13 protein-coding genes and 4 pseudogenes are annotated in these 16,577 nt (G+C 72.0%); 8 read left to right on the forward strand and 9 right to left on the reverse strand.

The window, feature by feature from the left end:
* Positions 1-26: 26 nt before the first annotated feature.
* Complete coding sequence (locus tag ENC19_RS14220) at positions 27-1,070, reverse strand: DNA polymerase domain-containing protein (RefSeq protein WP_235944785.1); 1,044 nt, start codon at positions 1,068-1,070, stop codon at positions 27-29.
* On the reverse strand, positions 1,052-1,861 hold the full coding sequence (locus tag ENC19_RS14225) for an isocitrate lyase/PEP mutase family protein (RefSeq protein ID WP_164447666.1): 810 nt from the start codon (positions 1,859-1,861) through the stop codon (positions 1,052-1,054). The genes ENC19_RS14220 and ENC19_RS14225 overlap by 19 nt, the downstream gene beginning before the upstream one ends.
* Positions 1,862-1,986: 125 nt before the next feature.
* On the opposite strand from ENC19_RS14225, the gene ENC19_RS14230 reads away from it, so the two are divergent.
* The 3 genes and pseudogenes from ENC19_RS14230 to ENC19_RS31835 all read left to right on the forward strand — a co-directional run.
* Positions 1,987-2,538, forward strand: coding sequence for a TetR/AcrR family transcriptional regulator (locus tag ENC19_RS14230; protein ID WP_164447667.1), 552 nt, complete (start codon positions 1,987-1,989; stop codon positions 2,536-2,538).
* Between the two features lie 36 nt (positions 2,539-2,574).
* Positions 2,575-3,580 (forward strand): annotated as a pseudogene (locus tag ENC19_RS31830) (MMPL family transporter); the annotation flags it as partial.
* 113 nt (positions 3,581-3,693) lie between these two features.
* Positions 3,694-4,827: pseudogene (locus tag ENC19_RS31835) on the forward strand (MMPL family transporter); the annotation flags it as partial.
* 59 nt (positions 4,828-4,886) lie between these two features.
* Here the strand turns inward: ENC19_RS31835 and ENC19_RS14240 are convergent.
* Positions 4,887-6,143, reverse strand: coding sequence for an erythromycin esterase family protein (locus tag ENC19_RS14240; RefSeq protein ID WP_164447669.1), 1,257 nt, complete (start codon positions 6,141-6,143; stop codon positions 4,887-4,889).
* Between the two features lie 86 nt (positions 6,144-6,229).
* On the opposite strand from ENC19_RS14240, the gene ENC19_RS14245 reads away from it, so the two are divergent.
* Positions 6,230-6,421: a DUF2795 domain-containing protein gene (locus ENC19_RS14245; protein ID WP_164447670.1), complete on the forward strand. Its 192-nt coding sequence runs from the start codon at positions 6,230-6,232 to the stop codon at positions 6,419-6,421.
* Positions 6,422-6,426: 5 nt separating this feature from the next.
* Here the strand turns inward: ENC19_RS14245 and erm are convergent.
* A pseudogene (gene erm / locus ENC19_RS14250) lies at positions 6,427-7,223 on the reverse strand (ErmE/ErmH/ErmO/ErmR family 23S rRNA (adenine(2058)-N(6))-methyltransferase).
* Between the two features lie 328 nt (positions 7,224-7,551).
* Positions 7,552-8,454 carry a Gfo/Idh/MocA family protein gene (locus ENC19_RS14255; protein ID WP_164447671.1) on the reverse strand — a complete coding sequence of 301 codons (903 nt, stop codon included), beginning with the start codon at positions 8,452-8,454 and terminating at the stop codon, positions 7,552-7,554.
* A gap of 168 nt (positions 8,455-8,622) precedes the next feature.
* On the opposite strand from ENC19_RS14255, the gene ENC19_RS14260 reads away from it, so the two are divergent.
* Positions 8,623-9,021, forward strand: a complete 399-nt coding sequence (locus ENC19_RS14260; protein WP_164447672.1) for a hypothetical protein — start codon at positions 8,623-8,625, stop codon at positions 9,019-9,021.
* On the forward strand, positions 9,014-9,442 hold the full coding sequence (locus ENC19_RS14265; RefSeq protein ID WP_164447673.1) for a hypothetical protein: 429 nt from the start codon (positions 9,014-9,016) through the stop codon (positions 9,440-9,442). Before ENC19_RS14260 ends, ENC19_RS14265 begins: the two co-directional genes overlap by 8 nt.
* Before the next feature lie 39 nt (positions 9,443-9,481).
* Here ENC19_RS14265 and fabG read toward each other — a convergent pair whose 3' ends face one another.
* Positions 9,482-10,240, reverse strand: coding sequence for a 3-oxoacyl-ACP reductase FabG (gene fabG / locus ENC19_RS14270; protein WP_164447674.1), 759 nt, complete (start codon positions 10,238-10,240; stop codon positions 9,482-9,484).
* Between the two features lie 136 nt (positions 10,241-10,376).
* A complete protein-coding gene (locus tag ENC19_RS14275; protein WP_164447675.1) occupies positions 10,377-12,029 on the reverse strand; it encodes an alpha-amylase family protein in 1,653 nt (550 codons plus the stop codon).
* A 58-nt stretch (positions 12,030-12,087) separates the two neighbouring features.
* Here ENC19_RS14275 and ENC19_RS14280 point away from each other — a divergent pair, with 58 nt between their 5' ends.
* The gene (locus ENC19_RS14280) at positions 12,088-12,678 is read left to right on the forward strand and encodes a DUF1349 domain-containing protein (protein WP_164447676.1); all 591 of its coding nucleotides are present in this window, start codon (positions 12,088-12,090) and stop codon (positions 12,676-12,678) included.
* A 76-nt stretch (positions 12,679-12,754) separates the two neighbouring features.
* A complete protein-coding gene (locus ENC19_RS14285; RefSeq protein WP_164447677.1) occupies positions 12,755-13,420 on the forward strand; it encodes a DedA family protein in 666 nt (221 codons plus the stop codon).
* Between the two features lie 121 nt (positions 13,421-13,541).
* On the opposite strand, the pseudogene ENC19_RS14290 reads toward ENC19_RS14285, so the two are convergent.
* Positions 13,542-14,944, reverse strand: a pseudogene (locus ENC19_RS14290) (chitinase).
* A gap of 149 nt (positions 14,945-15,093) precedes the next feature.
* Positions 15,094-16,518 (reverse strand): carbohydrate-binding protein, encoded by a 1,425-nt coding sequence (locus ENC19_RS14295; RefSeq protein ID WP_164447678.1) that lies wholly within the window; start codon positions 16,516-16,518, stop codon positions 15,094-15,096.
* Positions 16,519-16,577 lie beyond the last annotated feature (59 nt).

Below are 16,577 nucleotides of genomic sequence, written 5' to 3' on the forward strand. Positions count from 1 at the left end.
AAGACCGGCGGGGGCGCTCGTGCTGTTCAGTCCGCGGCGGCGCGCCGGGCGCGGGCCCGACGGCGGCCCTCGTGCATGGCCTGCACCCGTGGCACCGGAATGGCCCGCCCTTCCTCGATCAGGTCGGCGGGGAGCCGCTGCGGCGGCGGCATCAGCCCGGTCCACGGATCCCGCTGCGTCACCAGCGCCGGGACCGTCCGGATGGTGAAGTCCGCCGGGGTCACGGACGCCAGGTCATCCCAGGCCACCGGGAAGGAGACCGGCACGCCGGGACGCAGTCGGGGGCTGTACACCGACACGACTGTCGCGCCGCCGGTGCGGGTGGGGTCGACGAAGACCTTGCCGCCCCGGTCCTCGCGGATGAAGGCGGTGGTCGCCAGCGCCGGATCCAGTCGTTCCGCCCGAACCGCGAGGGCCCGGGTGGCCGCGGCCAACTCCTCGGCGTCGGGGCCGGGCTCGACCGGGACGAAGACGTGCACCCCCTTGGCGCCGCTGGTCTTCACCGCGCCGGCCAGCCCGGCGTCGGCGAGGGCCTGCCGGACCAGCAGCGCGGCCGCCACCCCGGCCGCGAACCCACCACCCTCCGGCGGATCGAGGTCCAGCACCAGGTGGGTGGTACGGCTCAGGTCCCCGACCGTGGCCAGGGTGGGGTGGTACTCGACGGCCCGCTGGTTGGCGAACCAGAGCAGGGTACGGCGGTCGTCGCAGAGCGCGTACGCGATCTCCCGGCGGGACGCCTCGGCCCAGATCGACACCCGAGATACCCAGTCCGGGGTGTACCGCGGCAGGTTCTTCTGCATGAACTGCGGCTGTCCCGGGCGCACCCGGACCACCGACAGCGGACGGCCGCGCAACTGCGGGACGATCCGGTCGGCCACCGCGTCGAGGTAGTCGACCAGGTCGCGCTTGCTCGCGCCCGACCCGTCGAACAACGGCTGGTCGAGGTTGGTAAGCGCGACCCCGTCCCGGGTCTCGTCAGCCCCCACCCGATCACCATCCCGGCCGGACGCCTTGCGGTCAACCGGAACCCGCAGGTGATCCGTTGACGCCGTCAGCTCGACAGGCTCCATGGGAGGAGGGTTCCCGACCGCCCACCGCGAGGCTCACCGGCGGCGACGGCGGCGAGCAGCCGGGCGGCGTGGGCGCGGGTCGCCGCGTACAGGCCGGAGCCGTAGCTGATCCGGGCCACGCCCAGGGCGGCCAGTGCCGTCCGCCCCGGTCCGTCGGGGCGGGCCAGCACGTTCACCGGTGCCGCCACGGCCTGCACGAAGCTCCGCAGTTGCGTCGGGTCGGCCAGCAGGATCGGGTAGACGCAGTCTGCCCCGGCCGCCAGGTAGCGACGCGCCCGGCGGATCGCCTCGGCGAGCCGGTCGGCCGGCTCTGCACCGGGCCGTAGGAAGACGTCCGTCCGGGCGTTGACCACCACCGCCACCCCGGCGTCCTCCGCCGCGGCCCGCACCCCGGCCAGCAGGTCGGCCTGTTCCTCCGCATCGATCAAGACGCCGGTACGCGGATCCGAATCCTCCAGATTGAGCCCGACCGCCCCGGCGTCGAGCAACCGGGCGACCAGTTCGTCCGGGCGCAGACCGTAGCCCCGCTCCACGTCGGCGGTGACCGGGACGGCGACCGCGCGGGCGATCCGGGTCACGGCGGCGAACATCTCGCCCGGCGGGATTCGCTCGCCGTCGGCGTACCCGTGCGAATCGGCGACGGCGGCGCTGCCGGTGGCCACTGCCGGAAAACCGGCGTCGACCACCGCCCGGGCCGAGGCGGCGTCCCAGGCATTGGGGAGCACCAGCGGGTCGCCGGGGCGGTGCAGGGCACGAAGCGCGACCGCCCGGGCCGCCGTCGAGTCGCTCATGACCCGATTCTCGGCCCGACTCGGCGCCCGTCCGGAGAGCCAATTCGGCATCGCCGGTTGTGGGAAACGCCACTGATCTGACCGATCGGTCAGCTCTGACCGATCGGTCAGGCATGCTGAGAGTCATGGCCCGCACCACCCCGCAGACGCACGGCGAGATCCTCGCGGCGGCGGCGAGACGCTTCGCCGCCACCGGCTACCGGGGCACGTCGTTGCAGGACATCGCCACCGAGGTGGGCTGTTCCAAGGCGGCGGTGCTGTACCACTTCGCCAACAAGGAGGCCATCCTCACCGAGCTGATGGCACCCGCGATCGAGGTGCTGCGGTCACTCGACGACCGGATCGCCGACCAGCCCGGGCCGGCCGCCGCGCAGCGGGTCGCCGCCGAGGGCTTCGTCGACCTCGCGGTCCGGTTCCGCGGTGAGATCGCTCTGCTCCGGGGCGAGTTCCCGGAACTGCTGCAACAGCCCGGCTTCGCCCACATCCAGCAGATCTCCGAACGGTTGATCGACGCACTCGCCGGGCGGCCCGAGCGGGCCGCCGCCCGGATCACCGCGCTGGTGCTGCTGGCTGGCATCGCCGAGACCTGCGGCCAGTTCGCCGACGTGCCCGACCAGGAACTGGGCGACGCGCTGCTGGCCCTGCTGCGCCGGGCGCTCGAACCGCCCGCCCACTGACCCGTCCCACCATCCACGACCGAGGGAAAGGACCTCATGGCGACCCTGCTCTACCGGCTTGGCCGGGGATCGATGCGTCGGCGGCGACTCGTCGCCGCGATCTGGCTCGTCGTACTCGTCGGGCTCGGCCTGGCAGCAGCGACCCTGCGCGGCCCGACGGCCAGCAACTTCACCATGCCCGGCACGGAGTCACAGCGTGCGCTCGACCTGCTGAACGAGCAGTTCCCGGCGGCAGCCGGCGCCACTGGCACCATCGCGGTCAAGGCACCCGCGCCGGGGCAGCTCGGCACGCCCGACGGCCAGGCGGCGATCCAGTCGATCGTCCAGGAGGCCACGACCGTCCCCGGTGTGCTCGCCGCCGTCGACCCGTTCCAGGTCGGCTCGGTCTCTCCCGACGGCCAGTACGCGCTGATCCAGGTGCAGTTCAACGACGGTGCCGACCAGATCACCGAGGAACAGCGGGAGGCGTACGAGCAGCTCGGCGCCCAGGCCGAGGCCCAGGGTTGGCAGGTGGCGCCCGGCGGTGAGGTGCTCAACACCGAGCCCGAGGTCGGCTCCACCGAGGCGATCGGCGTCGCGGTGGCCCTCGTCGTCCTGGTGGTCACCTTCGGCTCGCTGGTGGCCGCGGGCATGACCATGCTCAACGCGCTCATCGGCGTCGGCGTCGGCATGGCCGGCCTCTTCGCGCTGAGCGGCGTCATCGAGCTGACCAGCACCGCACCCATCCTCGCGTTGATGCTCGGCCTGGCCGTCGGCATCGACTACTCGCTCTTCATCACCTCGCGGTATCGGCAGAACCTGCTCGACGGCATGCCGGCGGACGAGGCGATCGGCCGGGCGGTCGGCACCGCCGGCTCGGCGGTGACCTTCGCCGGAGCCACGGTGGTCATCGCCCTGGCCGGTCTCGCCGTGGTGAACATCCCGTTCCTGACCGTGATGGGTCTGGCCGCCGCCGGCACCGTCACCGTCGCGGTGCTGGTGGCGATCACCCTGCAACCGGCGCTGCTCGGCTTCGCCGGCCGCCGGGTGCTGCCCCGCCGGTTGCGCTCGTCGGTGCCGGTGGCGCTGACCGCCGATGACCTGCCGGACGACGCCGCCCGCCGCAGCGACGTGACCACCCACCGCGCGGCACCGGAGACCGCCACCAACGGCAGCGAGGACACCTCGGCGTTCGGCTTCCGGTGGGCCCGGCTGATCACCCGGTTCCGGATTCCGGTGATCCTGGTCGGTCTGCTCGGCCTGGGACTGCTCGCGTTGCCGGCGCCGGACATGCGTCTGGCGCTGCCCGACGCCGGTACCGCGCCGGTCGGCTCGGCAGCGCGGGTCTCCAACGACCTGATCACGGAGGGCTTCGGACCGGGCTTCACCGGCCGGCTCGCGGTGGTTGTCGCCGGCGACGACGCCGGTGCCACCGCCGCCGCCATCCCGCAGGTCACCGCCCTGGTCCAGCGCACCGACAACGTGCTCGCCGTGGCCCCGCCGCAGCTCAGCCCGGACGGCCGGACCGCGCTGCTCGGGGTGATCCCGCAGACCGGTCCGACCGACCCGGCCACCGAGACGATGGTGCACGACATCCGCACCGCCGTCGGTGACATCCAGGGCGCCGACGTGCTGCTCACCGGGGTTACCGCGATCGGCATCGACATCTCCGAGAAGCTCTCCGACGCGCTGCCGATCTACCTGGCGCTGGTGGTCGGCCTGTCGATCCTGCTGCTGATGCTGGTGTTCCGCTCGGTGCTGGTGCCGGTCAAGGCGGCGCTGGGCTTCCTGCTCACCGTCGCCGCCACCTTCGGCATCACGGTCGCGGTCTTCCAGCAGGGGCACCTCGCCGACCTGGTCGGCCTGGACACTCCCGGTCCCCTGATCAGCTTCCTGCCGATCCTGCTGATCGGCATCCTGTTCGGCCTGGCCATGGACTACGAGGTGTTCCTGGTCTCCCGGATGCGGGAGGACTTCGTCCACGGCGACACCGCCCAGCAGGCCACCATCAACGGGATGGGGCACGGCGCGCGCGTGGTCACCGCCGCCGCCCTGATCATGACCTCGGTCTTCGGCGGCTTCATCTTCCTCGACGACCCGGTGATCAAGTCGATGGGCTTCGCGCTCGCCATCGGCGTGGCCATCGACGCCTTCGTGGTCCGGATGACCATCGTGCCGGCGGTGATGTCGCTGCTCGGCAAGGTGGCCTGGTGGCTGCCCCGCTGGCTGGACCGGGCGCTGCCGAACGTCGACATCGAGGGCGAGAAGCTGCGCGCCCGGCTCGACGACAAGGTCGGTGCCGGCGCCTGACCCGCACGTCGACCCGGCCCTCCACCGCACGTCGGGTGGCGGGCCGGGTCGACGCCGGCTCAGACGCCGGCCGGGTAGGTCTCCATCTCGCCCGGGGCGGCCAGGGCGGGCAACGGATGCAGGGCGGTGGTCTCGTCGCACCAGATGAAGGCGTCGTAGCGCTCCCCCAGCCGGGTCGGCACGTAGTTGCCCCACGACTCGAACGACGGGTCGTACACCACCCCGATCGCCCGGTGGTCGAGCGTGTCGGTGACCCAACCCGGCTGGTCCGGCCCGCCGAAGACGAGCACCGCCCGCTCCGGCATCAGTTCGTGCAGCCGATGTTCGAGCGAACCGGGCCGGGCCGGTGGCACCACCATCGCCTCCGCCGGCGAACCCCAGCGCGGCGCGGCGATCACCGTGCCCCGCCAACTGCCGAAGCCGATCAGCGCCACCTGGTCCGGGCCGTGGCGTTCCCGGGCCAACTGGCCGATGTTCACCATCCCGTCGGCGGCCATGTCGGTCGCCCGCGCGTCACCGACGTGCGTGTTGTGCGCCCACACCACACCCCGGGCGCCCGGCCCGTAGCGGTCGAGCAGGCGATCCAGGGTGTCGGTCATGTGGATGTCCCGGACGTTCCACGAGCCCGGCCCACCGGCGACCATCTCCCGGTAGTAGCGCTCCGCGCCGGCCACCACCTCCGCGTTCTGCCAGGCCGAGAAGGCGTCCGGCCCGTCGGCGGCGGCGTGTTCCCGGGTACGCGCCAGCAGCCGGATCACCTCCTGCTCGCACCGGGCGGAGACGAACCGGCTCGCCGCGCCGTACTCCTCGACCCGCTTGCCGTACGGCTCGAAGCACCGGTAGGCGTCCTGGGCGATCTCCAGCGACGCCGGCTCCTCCTCACCGAGGTAGTCGAAGATCGCCTGCATCGACTCCCAGAGGCTGTAGACGTCGAGCCCGTGGAAGCCGACCCGGGCGGTCTCGGCCCGGTCCATGTTCCAGGCCCGCAGCCAACGACAGAAGCGGGCCACCTCGGCGTTGGCCCACATCCACGTCGGCCACCGTTCGAACCCCTCCAGGGCGGTCTGCGGCTCGGCCGCCGCTCCCGGGGCACCGGTCACCGAACGGTGCACCCGGTCGCAGTCCGGCCAGTCGCCCTCCACCGCCACGAAGGAGAAACCGCACTCGGCGACCAGACGGCGGGTCAACTGCTCCCGGATGCGGTAGTAGTCGTAACTGCCGTGCGTCGCCTCCCCGATCATCACCACCCGCGCGTCCCGGACACGCTCCAGCAACGGATCGAGGTCGCTCGGCGCGCCGAGCCGCTGTACCAGCATGCCTGCGGCTACCCGGCACCCCGACGGGCAAACGCGGTGGCCCGCCGGGGGTGTGCCGGGGCAGCTACGCGGGTAGTCCGCACAGCATGACCGACAGCGGTGCCGCCCTGCACGAGTACCTCGCCGGGTTGGAGTATCCCGTCTCCCGTGAGGATCTGATCCGCTGGTGTCAGGAGAACGGGGCGAGCACCGAGCAGTTGCAGGCCGTACGCGCGCTGCCGGTGGACCAGTTCAGCTCGCCCACCGAGCTGACCGAGGCGCTGGGCACCCTCCCCTGAGCCGGCTAGCGGGCGTGCAGCAGGCGGTACAGCACCAGCCACTGCTCCGGCCAGACATGCCCCACCGGGAGGTCCGGGTCGAGCCGGCTGGCGCGCAACGCCGCCGCCAGCCGACCCTTCGAGTGCTCGCGGGCCAGCGACGCCGCGAGCGAGCCGCCGACCCCGCCGAACCCCAGCTCGACCATCCGGCGGTACGCCGGTAGGGCCGGGTTGGCAGCAACGGCGTTGCCCGCCGCTCGATGCGCAGGATGCCCGCGTCGACCCGGGGCACCGGGCGGAACGCGGTACGCGGCACCCGCCCGGCGAGCCGCCAGTCGAACTCCGGCCAGCTGAGCACCGTCAGTCGGGTCGACCGGCCGTACTCACCGGTGCGCCGCCGGGCGTACTCCAGCTGGGTGAGCAGGGTGGCGGCGCGCAGCCGCGGCGCGGCCAGGCACCAGCGCACCACCGCCGCGGTCAGCGACCACGGGATGTTGCCGACCACGCAGAACTCCTCCCCCGGTGCCACGGTGGCGAGGAAGTCGGCCTGGCGGTGTGTCACGTTCGGCAGGGTCGCGCAGACCCGGGCCAGTTCCGTCGCGGCGACGGGATCCACCTCGTACGCCGTCAGCCGGCCGCAGCGCGTGGCCAGCGGGCGGGTCAGTTGCCCCCGGCCGGCGCCGACCTCCAGCACCAGTCCGTGCGGATCGGGGCGGGCGGCGTCGACGAACCGCGCGACGGCGGCCGGGTCGGCGAGGAAATTCTGCGAGAGCACGCGACAGGACCGGTCGCGTCCGGTCGTGCGGGTACGGCGGGGCGCCATGGCGTCGTCCTTGTCTGTCGCCGGGTGGCGACGGGAGCGGACAGGCGACCGTCGACGGGGCCTGTCCGAGCGATCGGGACTCGGACGGCCCTGGTGAGATGGCGCGGAAGCGGCACCGCGCGATGCGGTGCGGGTGACGCGGGCGGATGCGCGGAAGGCGTCAGTCGCGGGTCGCGCCGGCCAGGGCCGGACGCCGGACGCGCGGGCGGGCCACCAGCAGCGGCCCGTAGGCGGCCGGCGAGGCGACCGCGTTGATCAGGGCGTGCACGCACATGCCGGCGACCCTACCGACTCCTCCGGCCGGTGGCGACCGCTTTACCGCCCGCGCTCAGGCCGGCACGTCGACCATGGTGCCCTGCGCGCGGGCGGCCTCGGCGGCGGCGAGGACCGCCACCACCTCGCGGCCGAAGCGCACGTCGCAGCGGTGGTCCCGGGTACCGGCGTCGACCTCGGCCAGCAACTGGTCGATGGCCACCCCGAAAGCCGTCGCCGGGCTGGCACCACCGTTCGGCAGTCGCTCGATGCCGCTCTCGCCGTAGAAGACGAACTCGGCGGCGACCGAACGGGGTGGTGCGTCAAGCGTCAGCGAGACCGTGCTGGTGGCCCCGTCGGCGTGGCTGAGCAGCAGGTGCACCAGGCCGCCGGGACCGTCGGTGGCGGCGACCCGGGCCACCCGACCGAGCACCGGCAGCAGCACGGCCAGCGCGTGCGGGCCGACGTCCCACAGCGCGCCGTGCTCCCGCCGCCACGGCGACTGCCCGTACGGGCTGCCGGGCTGGAAGATCGAGGCGAACCGGATCACCGTTGCGGTGTGCCAACCGCCGGCCGCGGCGGTCGCGGCGATGAAGCCGGCGACGTCCGGCTGGTACCGGCCGGTGAAGAAGACCACCGACGCGACACCCGAGTCGGTGGCCGCCTCGACCACGCGGTCGGCGTCAGCCACGGTGAGCGCGAGCGGCTTGTCCAGCAGCAGGTGCCGACCGGCGGTGGCGGCCCGGACGGCGATGTCCGCCTGGACGTCCGGCGGCAGTGCGACGGCAACCGCCTCGCACGCCTCGATCAGCGTGTCGACGTCGTCGAAGGCCGGTACCCCGTACCGGGTGGCCAGCGCGGCGGCCTTGTCCGGGTTGCGCCCCCACACGCCGACCAGTTCCGCTCTCGGGTGCGCCTCGAGCGCCGCCGCGTGCGTCTCCGCCGCCCAGTGCCCGGTGCCGAACAACCCGAACCGCATCCCGTACCTCCGCCGTCCTCGCCTGGCCACGGCCGATCCGCGACAGTGATCACGCTAGTCCCCGCCGAGCGGCCGCGCCCGCCGTCCCGCCGGGACATGTCGGCGTCGCTCTTACTACGGGGGTTAGTAGAGTGGGCCGGTGATCGGAACGAGCACCGGACGGACCGGGTGACCACCGCCGCGACCACCACCGGGTCGCCGGCCGACGGGGCCCTGGCCGTCGCCGCCATCGTGCTGTCGCTGCTGGTCGCGGCCTGGGCGCTGGTGGCCGCGCTGCGCCACCGGCCGCCGGACCGGATGCAGTTGATCGGGCTGGGCGTACTGGAGCTGCTGCTGCTCGGCCTGGTGCTGGTGACCGCCGTGGCGCTGGCCGACGGTGAGCGTCCGGGCGAACCGGGATCGTTCTTCGGCTACCTGGTCACGCTGGTCTGCCTGCCGCCGCTGGCGGCGGTGCTGGCCCGGATGGAACCGACCCGGTGGGGCTCGGCGATCGTGTGCGCGGTGTGTCTGGTTACGCCGGTGGTCGTGGTCCGGCTTCAGCAGACCTGGCAGGTGCTCGGTGGCTGAGCTGAGCACCGCCCGGCCCCGGACCAACGCCGGTCCGGGACGGTTGCTGATCGCGGTCTACCTGCTCTTCGCCATCGCCGCCAGCAGCCGCGCCGCCCTCCAGATCGCCACCAGGTTCGACGAGGCGCCGTTGGCGTACCTGCTCTCCGCGCTCGCCGCGATCGTCTACGTCGTGGCGGCGGTCGGGCTGGCGCGGGCCGGTCACGCGGGCCGCCGGATCGCCCTGGCCTGCTGCGCGCTGGAACTGGTCGGCGTGGTCGGTGTCGGTGCCGTCAGTCTGGCTCGACCGGACCTGTTTCCCGACGAGACGGTCTGGTCCGGCTTCGGCAGCGGCTACGGATACATACCGCTGGTGCTGCCGGTCCTCGGCCTGGCCTGGCTCCGGCACACCCGCCGGAGGGCGGCAGGGGCCCCTTCCTGACACCGGTGTGCCGGCAGGGGCCCCACTGAACGAGGCCGGTCAGTCCCGGGGGCCGCCGGCGACGTAGACGACCTGGCCGGACACGAACGACGCCCCCTCGCTGGCCAGGAACGAGATGGTGTGCGCCACATCGTCGGGCCGGCCCACCCGGCGGACCGGGATCTCCGACTCGGCGTGCTTCTGCATCGCCTCGAAGTCCACCTTCATCCGGGCGGCGGTGGCCGCGGTCATGTCGGTGACGATGAAGCCGGGCGCGACCGCGTTGACGGTCACCCCGAACGGGCCCAGCTCGATGGCGAGGGTCTTGGTGAAGCCCTGCATCCCGGCCTTGGCCGCCGAGTAGTTGGCCTGCCCCCGGTTGCCCAACGCGGAGGTGCTGGACAGGTTGACGATGCGGCCCCAACGGGCCTCGACCATGTGCTTCTGCGCGGCCTGACTGAACAGGAACGCCCCCCGCAGGTGTACGCCCAGGACGGTGTCCCAGTCGGCGTCGGTCATCTTGAACAGCAGGTTGTCGCGGAGCACCCCGGCGTTGTTGACGAGCACGGTCGGCGCGCCCAGGTCGGCGGCCACCCGTTGCACGGCGGCCTCCACCTGGGCCCGGTCCGCCACGTCCGCACCGACGCCGAGCGCCCGGCCGCCGGCCGCCGCGATCGCGTCCACGGTCTCCTTCGTCGCCGACTCCTCGATGTCGACCACCGCGACGGCCAGCCCGTCCGCGGCCAACCGCCTGGCGGTGGCCGCGCCGATTCCCCGTGCCGCTCCGGTCACGATGGCGACCCGCTGCCCTTCCGACATGCCTACCTCCCGGTAACTTGGCTCGACGGCAGGAGCCTAACCCACGCCGGGACGGCCTGACCCCCGTCGATCCCGACCTCCGGACCGGGCCCGCCGGCCCGGAGGTCACCGACCGAGGGTCGGCCCGGCCTTCGGCTCAGTGCGACCAGGATCGACAGAGCCGGATCCAGCGGTAGCCGTGCCCGGACAGTTGCAGTTTGTCCAGCTTGCCGACGTCGTCGTAGTTGCGGTCGGCGAGCACGTCGATGGGCAGATCCGCCTCGGGCTGAAGCCGGCTGAGATCCACCTCGGCGTCGGTGGTGCCGAGGTTGTGCAGGAAGACCATCGTCCCCGTCGGCCCGTCGGCCCGGTGCGCCAGCACCCCCGGCGGCATCGGCACGTCGATGTGCGTGGTGGAGCCGAAGCCGATCTCCGGGGCTTCCCGCAGCGTACGGATCATCCGCTCGAACCAGGCCAGCAGCGAGGTGCGGTCCCGTCGTTGGAGGGTGACGTTCACCTTCTCGTACCCGAACTCACCCTTGTCGATGACCGGGCGGACGAGCTTTTCCGGCTCCGCGGTGGAGAAGCCGGCGTTGGGCTGGTTGGACCACTGCATCGGGGTACGGATGGCCTGCCGGCCGTCCAGCGACAGGTCCTCGCCCATGCCGATTTCCTCGCCGTAGCGCAGCACCGGCGTGCCGCGCAGCGAGAACTGCAGGGAGTACGCCAACTCGACGCGCCGACGGTCGTTGCCCAGCATCGGTGCCAACCGGCGGCGGATGCCCCGGTCGTAGATGCGCATGTGCTCCTCGGGACCGAACTGCTCGTACACCTCGTTGCGCTGTTCGGCGGTGAGCCGGGACAGGTCGATCTCGTCGTGGTTGCGCAGGAACGTCGCCCACTGCCCGCCCTGGGGCAGTGCCGGGGTGTCCCGCAACGCCTCGATCACCGGTTCCGGGTCCTGCCGGGCCAGGGCCAGCATCAGCCGCCCGTTGAGCATGAAGTCGAACAGCATGTGCACCCGGTTCGCCGAGCCGCCACTGTCGCCGAAGAAGGCGGGCAGGTTGTCGGGCTCGACGTTCGCCTCGGCCAGCAGGACCGCGTCCCCGCGCCGCCACTGCACGTGCTGGCGCAGCTCGGTGAGGAACTCGAAGTCCAGTTCCGGGCTCGGGTCGCCGGGCTCGGTGCGCTCGATGATGAACGGCACCGCGTCCATCCGGAAGCCGGCGACGCCGAGCTGGATCCAGAACGACATGATCTTCTTGATCTCGGCGCGTACCGCCGGGTTCATGGTGTTCAGGTCCGGCTGGAACTTGTAGAAGCGGTGGTAGTACCAGGCCTTCGCGGTCCGGTCGTAGGTCCAGGTCTCATGCTGTTCGCCGGGGAAGACCATGCCCTGGTGCCGGTCGGCCGGCTCCTGCTCGGACCAGACGTACCAGTCGCGGTACGGCGAGTCCGGCGAGGAGCGCGCGGACTGGAACCACGGATGCTGGTCGGAGGTGTGGTTCACCACCAGGTCGATGATCACCCGGATGCCCCGGTTGTTGGCCTGGTGCAGCAGTTCGGCGAAGTCGCCGAGCGTGCCGAACCGTGGGTCGACGTTGTAGAAGTCGGTCACGTCGTAGCCGTCGTCGTCGTTGGGCGACGGATGGATGGGGTGCAGCCAGAGGCAGGTCACCCCGAGCCGGGCGAGGTAGTCCAGCCGGCCGATCAGACCCCGGATGTCACCGACCCCGTCACCGTCGGAGTCCGCGTACGTGTCAATGTCGAGGCAGTAGACGACCGCCTCCGAGTACCACCTGTCAGACATGCCCCCGTACCTTCTCCCGGCCGGGACGTCGGCAAACCCGACTCGGTACGGTGCCGGCATGCGCAGCATCGATTGGTCCGGCGGCGACTGGCACGGCCGGCCGGTCCGGGTGGCCGAGGAACCGGACGGCACGCTGGCCGTCGAGCCGGCTCACGGCAGCGACCTGTGGCGGCACACCAGCTACGGATTCGTGCATGACGACGCCCCCGCACTGCTCGCGTCGTTTCCCGTCGGTACGGCCGTGGAGGTCGACTTCCGGCTGGCCTGGACCGGGCAGTTCGACCAGGCCGGCGTGCTGGTCCGGGTGGACGACCGGAACTGGGTGAAGGCGGGCGTGGAGGTCAGCGACGGCCAGCCCCAGGTGGGCGCGGTGGTGACCCGGGACGTCTCCGACTGGTCGGTGGCACCGGTCCCGGACTGGGCGGGCCGGGAGGTGAGCGTACGGGTCAGCCGCGCGGGCGACGCGCTCACCGTACGGGCCCGGGTCGCCGGTGAGTCGTGGCGACTGGTTCGGCTCGCTCCGCTGGCTCCCGACGCGGTGGCGGCGGCTGGGCCGTACTGCTGCTCGCCCAGCCGGGGCGGGCTCGTGGTGCGGTTCACCGGATGGCGCGTCGGCCCGGCCGACGAGGCGCTGCATCCGCCGGAGTGATCTGTTCGACGGGTGTGTCTCGCGGTTGCGGCGGGGTAAGAGTTCCGTTCACGCCGAACCCGCGAAAGGCATCATCATGGCGCTCGCCCAGGACGTCGACCCCACCCAGGTCGGCGGGCTGACCGGCTGGATCGCCGGGGTGATCGAGGCGAGCGGCGCGGTGGGGGTCGCCCTGCTGGTCGCCCTGGAGAGCATCATCCCGCCCATCCCGAGCGAGATCGTCCTGGCAATGGCCGGATACCTGGCCGGCGAGGGAAAGTTCAACGCGCTCGTGGTGACCGTGGCGGCGACCGCGGGCTCGGTGCTCGGCGCGTTGTTCCTCTACTGGGTCGGCGCGGTCGTCGGCGAGGACCGCCTCAAACGGTGGCTCGACAGGTTGCCCCTTGTCGATCTGGACGACCTGGAGAAGGCGGACCGGTGGTTCGAGCGGTACGGCCGCTGGGCGGTGTTCTTCGGCCGGATGGCGCCGGTGGTCCGCAGCCTGGTGTCGGTGCCGGCCGGGGCGAACCGGATGCCGCTCGTCGAGTTCGTCACGCTCACCACGCTGGGCAGCGGCATCTGGAACGGGATCTTCATCGGGCTCGGCTACGCCCTCGGCTCCCGCTGGCAGCAGATCGACCGCTACAGCTCCTGGTTCGACTACGGCATCCTCGCCCTGTTCGCCATCATGCTCGCTACCTGGGTGATCAAAAAACTCCGCCGCCGCCACCACTCCTCCCCCACCCAAACCCCCTCCCGCTGACCGCCCCTGCACCCCTACACCCCCTGCGCCAAGCCCAAGATCCGGGCAACTTCGGGGATGCTGCTGCCCCAGCCGAGCCCGAGACAGCAGCATCGGGGAAGTTGCCCGGATCTTGAGCGTGTCAGGGGAGGGTGCGGAGGTGGGGGGAGACGGTGCGGGCGAAGGTGTTGTTGTTGGTGACGTCCCAGTTGATGGACCAGGTCATGGCGCCGCGCAGGCCGGGGTAGGTGCGCGGCGGACGGAAGCTGCCGCAGTTGGTGCCCCGGGTGAGGCAGTCCAGCGCGGCGTTGACCACGCTGGGCGCGACGATGCCGCCGCCGGCCGCGCCGGGACCGGCCGGCAGGCCGAGCCCGACCTGATCGGGCCGCAGCCCCGCCTCCAACTGGATGCAGGCCAGCGCGACGATGAAGTTGACCGTCCCCTGGGCGTACGCGGCGTTGTTGTCGCAGCCGAGCATCGCCCCGGAGTTGTAGAACTGGGTGTTCACCACGGTCAGGATGTCCTTGATGTCCAACGCCAGCTTGAAGTAGCTACCCGCCGGGTTCTGCATGTCGATGGTCTGCGGCGCCATCGCGATGATCAGCCCGCTGCCCACCTTCGCCCGCAGTGACCGCAGGGCCTGCGCCATGTACGTCGGGTTCAACCCGTTCTCCAGGTCGATGTCGACACCGTCGAAGCCGTAGCGCTGGATCAGGGCGTGGACGCTGTCGGCGAAGGCCACCGCGGACGCCGAACTGTTGACCACGACCCGGCCGGTCTCGCCACCCACCGAGATGATCACTTTCTTGCCACGGCTCTGGAGGGTCCGCACGTCGGCGGAGAAGTCGGCGTCGGTGTACCCGCCGAGGGCGGCGGACAGGCCGGGGTCGATGGCGAAGCCGACCGCGCCGGGCGTCCCGGTCGCGTCGGCGAAGGCGACCGCCACCAGGTCGTACTCGGTGGGCACGTCCCGCAACCGCAGCTCGACGGCCGGGTTGTCGAAGTTGTGCCAGTAGCCGGTGAGGATGTGTTTCGGCAGCCCGGCGACCGGCGGCGGACTGGTCGGCGGCGGGTCGTCGGCGGAGGCGTGGTCGGCGGCGGGGTCGTCGGCGGCGGCGTGGTGGGTGGCGGCGTGGTCGGCGTCGTGCCGCCGGTGCAGGCCGCGCCGTTGAGCCGGCAGTTCGCCGGTACGCCGGAACCGCTGCCGAGGAAGCCGAAGGAGACCGAGGCGCCGGGCGCGATGGTGCCGTTCCAGGAGCGGTTGGTGAACGTGTACCGCTGGCCGCTGGAGGTCAGCAGCGCGTCCCAGTAGGTGCCGACCGTGGTGCCGGCGGGCAGGTCGAAGGCGAGACTCCAGCCGTTGACCGTGGTGCCGCCGCCGTTGGTGATCGTGTACTTCCCCTCCCAGCCCGAGCCCCAGTCGGACGTCTTGACGAAGCTCGCGCTGACTCCGGCGGCGTACGCGGCGGGTGCCAGCCACACCGCGCCGAGCGCGGCGGCCAGCGCGCCGACCACCGACAGCACCAGGGTTCTGGACCGTTTCATGTGCCCCTCCAGCCCGGACGAAAATCCATGAACATCAACCTGGCGCCTATTATTAAGAGTGTTAACTGTTTCTGTCCAGGGCTGGCCTGGAGGAATCGGCACGGCCCCCGGTTCCGCCGGAGGCGACGCCAGGGGCCGTGCCGCACGCCTCAGCGGCGGAAGTGGAACCAGTTGACGTTGACGAAGTCGTTGGGCTGACCGCTGGTGAAGGTGAGGTAGACGGTGCGCCGTCCGGTCACCCCGGAGACGTTGCCGGGCACCGAACGCCAGCTCTGCCAGCCGCCGGTGTTGGCGATGGCGAAGCTGCCGATGGGTGCGCTGGTCGGGCTGTCCACCCGTACCTCCACCAGGCCGCTGACGCCGGACGCCGCGCCGGAGGCGACCCGGGCCACGAAGTCGCGCGGCCCGCCGGAGCCGAACTCCACGTTGTCGAAGCGGACCCAGTCACCGTTGCGCAGCGCCCCGATGTTCTGTCCGCCCTCGGAACACGCCTCGACGATCACGCCGTTCTGGGCGTTGAAGGACTCGGCCTGGATGGTCGCGTACGCGTCCCGGGTGCCGCCCGGCGGCGGGGTGGTCGGCGGCGGCGTCGTGGGCGGCGGGTTGCTGCCACCACCCCGGCTGTACACGGCGACGTAGTCCACGAGCATCGGCCGGCCGGGCACGGTGGCCGAGGTCGGCGTGGCGCTGCCGGCGACCCCGTTCGGGAAGGCCCCGCCCATCGCCACGTTCAGCAGCAGGAAGTAACCGGCGTGGCTGGTCATCTGCGACCAGTACGGCTCACCGATCCGGCTCTGGCTGACCGTGTGGTAGAGCTGCCCGTCGACGTACCAGCGCAGTTGCTGCGGGCTGACCGAGGCGTCCCACTCGAAGCGGTAGGTGTGGAACGCCGACTGGCAGGTGCTGCCCGGGCAGGCCCGGGAGGCGCCGATGCCGTTGAACTCGTCGCACGGGCCGCCCGGTGCGACGCCGCAGTGCAGTACGCCCCAGACCGAGTTGAGGCCGTTGACGTTCTCCATCACGTCGAACTCGCCGATGCCCGGCCAGTTCTGGTAGTTGCCCCGGTAGGGCGAACCGAGCGCCCAGAACGCCGGCCAGTACCCAGACGCGGCGGCACCGGTGACGTTCGGCATCTGGATGCGGCCCTCGATGGCCAGGATCCCGCCGGCCGGGGCCTTGAAGTTGCTGCGGACGGTCTCGATGCGGGCCGAGGTCCAGCGGCCGGAACTGTCGCGCAACGGGGTGATCCGCAGGTTGCCGGCACCGTCCTGGCTGACGTTCGCGGTGCTGTTCGTGTACGTCTGGATCTCGCCGGTGCCCCAGTTGGGCGGGCCACCCGGGTAGCTGGTGCCGGTGTCGATGATCCAGTTGCCGGAGGACGGGAGGGTGCCGGCGGCGCCGGTGAAGTCGTCGCTCCACACCAGGCTCCAGCCCGACGGGGGTGGTGGCACGGCGGCGTCCGCGGTCGTGCTTAGCCCGGCCAGGACGGTGGTGACGGCGGTGAGCAGGACCAACGCCAGCGGCAGCCGGCGTCGCACAGGCGGGGCGGCGGATGCCGCCGGGGCAGATGTCATGGACGTGCCTCTCTGCGGGGACGGGTGAGAGAGCGCTCTCTCAGGAGTTGTACGTCGCC

The sequence above is a fragment of the Verrucosispora sioxanthis genome (genome assembly GCF_010560025.1).
GTDB classification, from domain to species: domain Bacteria; phylum Actinomycetota; class Actinomycetes; order Mycobacteriales; family Micromonosporaceae; genus Micromonospora; species Micromonospora palythoicola.

Bases quoted from the DNA above. Each gene is read 5' to 3' on its own strand.
- ENC19_RS14220 (WP_235944785.1), bottom strand. From the start codon at position 1,070: ATGGAGCCTGTCGAGCTGACGGCGTCAACGGATCACCTGCGGGTTCCG.
- ENC19_RS14225 (WP_164447666.1), bottom strand. From the start codon at position 1,861: ATGAGCGACTCGACGGCGGCCCGGGCGGTCGCGCTTCGTGCCCTGCAC.
- ENC19_RS14230 (WP_164447667.1), top strand. From the start codon at position 1,987: ATGGCCCGCACCACCCCGCAGACGCACGGCGAGATCCTCGCGGCGGCG.
- ENC19_RS14240 (WP_164447669.1), bottom strand. From the start codon at position 6,143: ATGCTGGTACAGCGGCTCGGCGCGCCGAGCGACCTCGATCCGTTGCTG.
- ENC19_RS14245 (WP_164447670.1), top strand. From the start codon at position 6,230: ATGACCGACAGCGGTGCCGCCCTGCACGAGTACCTCGCCGGGTTGGAG.
- ENC19_RS14255 (WP_164447671.1), bottom strand. From the start codon at position 8,454: ATGCGGTTCGGGTTGTTCGGCACCGGGCACTGGGCGGCGGAGACGCAC.
- fabG (WP_164447674.1), bottom strand. From the start codon at position 10,240: ATGTCGGAAGGGCAGCGGGTCGCCATCGTGACCGGAGCGGCACGGGGA.
- ENC19_RS14275 (WP_164447675.1), bottom strand. From the start codon at position 12,029: ATGTCTGACAGGTGGTACTCGGAGGCGGTCGTCTACTGCCTCGACATT.
- ENC19_RS14280 (WP_164447676.1), top strand. From the start codon at position 12,088: ATGCGCAGCATCGATTGGTCCGGCGGCGACTGGCACGGCCGGCCGGTC.
- ENC19_RS14285 (WP_164447677.1), top strand. From the start codon at position 12,755: ATGGCGCTCGCCCAGGACGTCGACCCCACCCAGGTCGGCGGGCTGACC.
- ENC19_RS14295 (WP_164447678.1), bottom strand. From the start codon at position 16,518: ATGACATCTGCCCCGGCGGCATCCGCCGCCCCGCCTGTGCGACGCCGG.